At 62.0% G+C, this 5,879-nt stretch carries 4 protein-coding genes; 2 read left to right on the top strand and 2 right to left on the bottom strand.

The window, feature by feature from the left end; all coding sequences use genetic code 11:
- Both ABZE94_RS19680 and ABZE94_RS19675 read left to right on the top strand, forming a co-directional pair.
- Positions 1–859 (top strand): WD40/YVTN/BNR-like repeat-containing protein (locus ABZE94_RS19680; protein ID WP_372877647.1); only part of this gene is annotated, 859 nt, incomplete at its 5' end.
- Between the two features lie 15 nt (positions 860–874).
- On the top strand, positions 875–3,229 hold the full coding sequence (locus ABZE94_RS19675; protein ID WP_372877645.1) for an RND family transporter: 2,355 nt from the start codon (positions 875–877) through the stop codon (positions 3,227–3,229).
- 154 nt (positions 3,230–3,383) lie between these two features.
- Here ABZE94_RS19675 and ABZE94_RS19670 read toward each other — a convergent pair whose 3' ends face one another.
- Together ABZE94_RS19670 and ABZE94_RS19665 are read right to left on the bottom strand one after the other, a co-directional pair.
- A complete protein-coding gene (locus ABZE94_RS19670; protein WP_372877643.1) occupies positions 3,384–4,208 on the bottom strand; it encodes an SDR family oxidoreductase in 825 nt (274 codons plus the stop codon).
- A 95-nt stretch (positions 4,209–4,303) separates the two neighbouring features.
- Positions 4,304–5,879, bottom strand: a 1,576-nt coding sequence (locus ABZE94_RS19665; RefSeq protein ID WP_372877641.1) for a biotin/lipoyl-containing protein, incomplete at its 5' end; no start/stop codon positions are given.

Raw genomic sequence — 5,879 nt, 5'->3', positions numbered from 1 at the left:
GCGCCTGGTGGCTGTGGGCGATCGTGGCCATATCCTCTACTCCGACGACAACGGCGCCAACTGGATCCAGGCCAAGGTGCCGACCCGGCAGATGCTCACCGCGGTGTTCTTTGTCGATGACCAGCACGGTTGGGCGGTTGGACACGATGCGCAGATCCTGGCCAGTAACGATGGCGGCGCCACCTGGGTCAAACAGTTCGAGGACCCGGAGCGCGAGGATGGCTCGCCTTTCCTGGATGTCTGGTTCAAGGATGTGAACACTGGTTTCGTCGTCGGCGCCTATGGTGCGCTGTTCACGACGACCGATGGCGGCAAGAACTGGGAGGATGTCAGTGGTCGCCTCGATAACGAATACCTCTATCACCTGAACGCCATCGTCGAGGTCAAGGATGCCGGGTTGTTTGTCGTCGGCGAACTGGGCGCCATGTTCCGCTCGACCGATTGGGGGCAATCCTGGGAAACCCTTCAGGGCCCGTACGACGGTTCACTCTTTGGTGCTCTCGGCACCGGCGAAAGTGGCAGTTTGTTGGCTTATGGTTTGCGCGGCCACCTGTTCCGTTCCGTCGACTTCGGTGACAGCTGGCAGCAGATCGAGCTGAATACCCCGAACAACGGTCCGCTGGAGTTCGGCCTGGCCGATGGCAATCGACTCGCCGATGGCTCGATCGTGGTGGTTGGGCATGGCGGCACCGTGCTGAAAAGCAGCGATGACGGACGTACCTTCAGTTTGCTCAATCGCGTCGACCGGCTCTCGCTGGCGGGTGTCACTGCACTGGATAACGGCAACCTGATTCTGGTGGGGCAGGGCGGCGTCCATGTCGCTTCGCCGACTGGCGCCGATCTGGGCCAACAACAATAAGCCGGGAGAGTTTGCATGAGTAAGCATCAACACCAACCTGCGTCTGTCCTCGAACGGTTGATCTTCAATAATCGTCCGGCCGTCATCGTGCTGTGCCTGTTGATCAGTGTTTTTCTGTTCTATCAAGCGGCGCAGGTGCGCCCACAAACCAGCTTCGAGAAGATGATTCCGCTGGGGCACCCCTATATCCAGAAGATGCTCGAGCACCGCAACGACCTGGCGAACCTGGGCAACACCGTGCGCATCTCGGTGGAAGCGGTCGACGGCGACATCTTCGACAAGGAGTACATGGAGACGCTGCGGCAGATCCACGACGAGGTGTTCTACATTCCCGGTGTCGATCGCTCCGGCCTGAAATCGCTGTGGAGCCCGAGCATACGCTGGACCGAGGTGACCGAAGAGGGCTTCGCCGGCGGCCCGGTGATTCCGCAGACCTACGATGGTTCGTCCGACAGCCTCGAGGATTTGCGCAGCAATATTCTCAAGTCCGGGCAGATCGGCCGGCTGGTGGCCAACAATTTCAAATCGAGCATCGTCGATGTGCCGCTGCTGGAGGCCTATCCCGACCCTGAGGATCAGAGCAAGCTGATCCCGCTGGATTACCAGAAGTTCTCCCACGAGCTGGAAGAGAAGATTCGCGAGAAGTACCAGGCGCAGAATCCCAACGTGAAGGTGCACATCATCGGTTTCGCCAAGAAAGTCGGTGACCTGATCGATGGCCTGATCGGCGTGGCCTTGTTTTTCGCCGTGGCCATCGGCATCACCTTCGCACTGCTGCTGTGGTTCACCCATTGCTTCAAAAGCACCCTGGCGGTGGTCGTAACCACCCTGATCGCGGTGATCTGGCAGTTGGGCTTGCTGCATACCCTGGGCTTCGGGCTGGATCCCTATTCGATGCTGGTGCCCTTTCTGGTCTTCGCCATCGGTATCTCCCATGGGGTGCAAAAGATCAACGGTATCGCCATGGCCTCGGGGGAGGCGACGAGCCCGTTGGTTGCTGCGCGCATAGCGTTTCGCCAGCTGTTCATTCCCGGTTTGGTCGCCTTGCTGTCGGATGCGGTCGGCTTCATCACGCTGTTGCTGATCGATATCGGCGTGATCCGTGAACTGGCCATCGGTGCATCGATGGGGGTGGCGGTGATCATCCTGACCAACCTGATCCTGCTGCCGGTGATGATTTCCTATATCGGTATCAGCAAGAGGGCGGTCAAGATCAGCCGTGAAGAGGCGGCCAAGGATCACCCGCTCTGGCGTCTGCTTTCCAACTTCGCCCACCCGATGGTGGCGCCGGTGTCCGTGCTGATTGCGGTGGTGGCCCTGGCCGGTGGCGTCTGGTATGGCCAGAACCTGAAGATCGGCGACCTCGATCAGGGCGCGCCCGAGCTGCACCCGGACTCGCGCTATAACCTGGATAACGACTTCGTCATCCGCAACTACTCCACCAGCTCCGATGTGCTGGTGGTAATGGTCAAGACCAAAAGGGAAGGTTGTTCGAGCTATCAGGCCTTGTCGGCCATGGACCAGCTGATGTGGACCATGGATAACACCGCGGGCGTGCAGTCGACCATCTCCATGGTCACTGTGTCCAAGCAGGTGATCAAGGGCATGAACGAGGGCAACCTGAAATGGGAAACCCTGTCGCGCAACCAGGACGTGCTGAACAACTCGATTGCGCGTGCCGAGGGGCTGTACAACGCCGATTGCTCGGTGGCGCCGGTGCTGGTGTTCCTCAACGACCACAAGGCGGAAACCCTGGAGCGGGCGGTCGCGGTCGTCGAAGACTTCGCCGCGGAACATAACCAGGAAGGCCTGGAGTTCATCCTGGCGGCGGGCAACGCCGGTATCGAAGCGGCCACCAACGAGGTGATCGCCGCGTCTGAGACCACCATGCTGGTGGCGGTCTATGCCGCCGTGAGCTTCATGTGCCTGCTGACCTTCCGCTCGATTGCCGCCACCCTGTGCGTGATTCTGCCGCTGGTGTTGACCTCGGTACTGGGCAACGCGCTGATGGCCTACATGGGCATCGGGGTCAAGGTGGCGACCCTGCCGGTAATCGCATTGGGCGTCGGTATCGGCGTCGACTACGGCATCTATATCTACAGCCGTCTGGAGACCTACCTGCGCCTGGGGCTGTCGTTGCAGGAGGCCTACTACCAGACGCTCAAGTCGACTGGTAAGGCCGTGTTGTTCACCGGTGTATGCCTGGCGATCGGCGTGGCGACCTGGATCTTCTCGGCGATCAAGTTCCAGGCCGACATGGGCCTGATGCTGACCTTCATGTTCCTCTGGAACATGATCGGCGCGATCTGGCTGCTGCCGGCACTGGCACGCTTCCTGATCAACCCGGAGAAGCTGCGTAACAAGGCCTGATAGTCAGGTGCAGCGCTAAAAAACCGCGGCCTTTGGGTCGCGGTTTTTTTTAGGCTCTGTACTCGTTAGGTGTTGCGCGTCCCCACAAAAACGCGTCGCAACAGTCAGGTTGTTCGCCTTGTAAGTGGCAAATTCCCTCACTAGCAGGTTGTTGTCAGTCGACAAACAGATCGGGGATCAGCGTGCCGCCTGCAGGATCGAAACGGTACTGCTCGAACTCGTTTTGGCCCTGTTCGCGCAGGATGTCTTCGTCGATCAACAGGCGCCCGCTGATGCTGCGCCCGCTACTGGCGAGGATGGCATGGGCCGCGTCGGCCATGATCGCCGGGGTGCGTGCGCGTTTGAAGGCGTCGCGACTGCCCAGCTCGAATTCGATGGCGGCGGTGGCGATCATGGTTTTGGGCCACAGTGAATTGACGCTGATGGCGTATTTCTTGAATTCCTCGCTCATGCCCAGAGTCAGCATGCTCATGCCGTACTTGGTCACGGTGTAGGGGCCGTGCTGGGCGAACCACTTGCTGTCCATATTCAGCGGCGGCGACAGGTTGAGGATATGCCCGCCGGCGCTCTGCTTGAGGAAGGGCAGCGCGGCCTGGCTGCAGACCATCACCGCGCGGGTGTTGATCTGGAACATCAGGTCGAAGCGCTTGGGTTCGAGCTTTTCCACCCCCACCAGCTTGATCGCGCCGGCGTTATTGACCAGGGCATCGATGCCGCCGAAGTGTTCGGCTGCCCGGGCCATGGCGGCCTTGACCGCGGCCTCGTCGCGCACATCCAGCTGCAGGGCCAGGGCCTTGCCACCGGCTTGCTCGACCTCGGCCGCCACCGAATGGATGGTGCCCGGCAGCTTGGCGTGGGGCTCGGCGCTTTTCGCCGCGATAACGATATTGGCACCGTCGCGGGCCGCGCGCAGGGCGATCTCGCGGCCGATGCCACGGCTAGCGCCGGTGATAAACAGGGTTTTGCCTTGCAGTGACATGGCGGGTTTCCTTGTGCATTGCGGAGGGGGTGCGGGGCCGCCTAGGCTGTGCGCACCATGGGTGATTTTTGGTGCGCACGGCGCACCCTACGGGGTCATGGCGCGGTGGCTTCAATTTCCACCAGCAACTGGCGGTTCTTCACCTGATCGCCGCGGCTTACGCCAACCCGCCGAACCATGCCGTCGATGCTGGCTTTAAGCGGGTGTTCCATCTTCATCGCCTCCAGCACCAGCAGCAGTTGGCCTTTGCTGACCTGGCTGCCTTCTTCGACCAGCACTTCGACTATGGCGCCATCCATCGGTGCCTTGACGCTGCCGGAGCCTGCACCTGTGGCGCTGCTGACCGGCAGGTGAGTGATGTCGCTGAATTCCAGATTGCCGTTGTGGCCGTACAGCCAGAGCTTGTCACCTTCCAAATGATAGGCCAGGCGCTGGCGAATGCCGTCCAGTTCGAGAGTGGCCCAGCGGCCATCGCAGGACAGCAACTTGAGATCGAGCAGGGCGTTGGCAACTCTTGCTCGCAAGCTCGGTTGGGCGCCATCGGTCAGCACCTCCAGCTCGACCTCGAACGGTTGCTCGTCCTGCTTGAGCATGAAGCGCCAGGGCGCACTGCCGGCATTGCGCCAGCCGGCCAGGCCGCTCTGGTGGGAGCGGGCGTTGGCCGATTGCTGGTAGAGCAGGGCGGCGGCCACCGCCAGCTCGCTGGCGGCCGGCGGCTGCGGGCTCAGGCTCGGGTCGGCGGCGAAGTGTTCGGCGATAAAGGCCGTGGTGGCGTTGCCGACGGCGAACTCGGGGTGCCGCAGCAGGTTGGCGAGAAAGCGCTGGTTGCCGTTGACGCCCAGCAGTACGCAATCCTCGACCGCGCGCACCAGTTTGCGCCGGGCCTCGTCGCGGGTCGCGCCATAGGCGATGACCTTGGCCAGCATCGGGTCGTAAAACGGGCTGATGACCTGGCCTTCGAGCAGGCCGTGGTCGATGCGGATGCCGTCGAGCAACGCCGGCTCCCAGCGCAATACGCGGCCGGTTTGCGGCAGGAAGTTCTGCGCCGAATCTTCGGCATACAGGCGCACTTCCATGGCATGGCCAGTCAGGCGGATTTGCTCCTGCTTGAGCGGCAGCGGCTGGCCGGAGGCTGTGCGAATCTGCCAGGCTACCAGGTCCTGGCCGGTGATCAGCTCGGTCACCGGGTGTTCGACCTGCAGACGGGTATTCATTTCCAGAAAGAAGAATTCGCCGCTGCGGTTCAACAAGAATTCCACGGTGCCGGCGCCGACATAGTCGACCGAGGCCGCCGCCTTGACCGCGGCCTCGCCCATGGCTTTACGCAGCTCTGGCGTCATCAGCGGGCAGGGCGCTTCCTCGACAACCTTCTGGTGGCGGCGCTGCACCGAGCAGTCGCGTTCGCCCAGATAAACGATATTGCCGTGCGCATCGCCGAACACCTGGATTTCCACATGGCGCGGCTGGACCACCGCCCGTTCCAGAATCAGCTCGCCGGAGCCGAAGGCGTTCTGCGCTTCCGAGCGGGCGGTGCGGATTTGCGCCCGTAGTTCGCTCGCTTCATGGACCAGACGCATGCCGCGGCCACCGCCGCCGGCGCTGGCCTTGATCATCAACGGGAAGCCGATGCGCTCGGCCTCGCGGCTGAGAGTTTCATCGTCCTGCTCGGCG

Origin of the sequence: Pseudomonas sp., assembly GCF_041601375.1 — a bacterium.
In the GTDB taxonomy this organism is placed as follows: domain Bacteria; phylum Pseudomonadota; class Gammaproteobacteria; order Pseudomonadales; family Pseudomonadaceae; genus Aquipseudomonas.
This window is presented reverse-complemented; position numbering and strand designations above follow the sequence as displayed.